This is a genomic window from Streptomonospora wellingtoniae (assembly GCF_031845375.1).
Classification (GTDB): domain Bacteria; phylum Actinomycetota; class Actinomycetes; order Streptosporangiales; family Streptosporangiaceae; genus Streptomonospora; species Streptomonospora wellingtoniae.
This window is the reverse complement of sequence record NZ_JAVREK010000071.1, coordinates 1-462: the sequence shown is the minus strand read 5'-3', so window position 1 is coordinate 462 and position 462 is coordinate 1. Positions and strand designations below refer to the sequence as shown.

Genomic DNA, 462 nt, shown 5'->3' with positions numbered 1-462 from the left:
CGATGCGCAGCCCGTCCACGATCGTGCGGGCGTCGTAGTCCCCGGGGTCGGTGAAATAGCGGAAGTCCAGCGCGGGCTTGACCGCCGGATCCGCATCCACCAGCCACAGCTTGCCGCGCGAGCGCGCACGGGGCACGTTGGGCGTCATGCAGATCGCGTTGCGCGGACCCGGCGAGTCATAGCCCAACCGCGCGGTGTTGTCGTCGAAGGGCACCTGGTAGATGTGGAACATCAGGTCCGGGCGCTCGTCGGCCGCGTCGCGGCGCACGAACAGGCCCCCGTCGGAGTGCATGACCGTCGTCTCGGGCACCTCGCGGGCGGTCTCCCACATGATGACCGACTCGGGGTGGTCGAGCAGGTTCTCGCCGACCCCGGGCAGCGCGTGGGCGGCCTCGATACCGACCGCGCGCAGGTCCTCGGGCGGGCCCACCCCCGACAGCAGCAGCAGGCGGGGGGTGTCGA

1 pseudogene is annotated in these 462 nt (G+C 71.4%); it reads right to left on the bottom strand.

The features are described from left to right. Nucleotides 1-462 (bottom strand): annotated as a pseudogene (locus RM446_RS24920) (GMC family oxidoreductase N-terminal domain-containing protein); the annotation flags it as partial.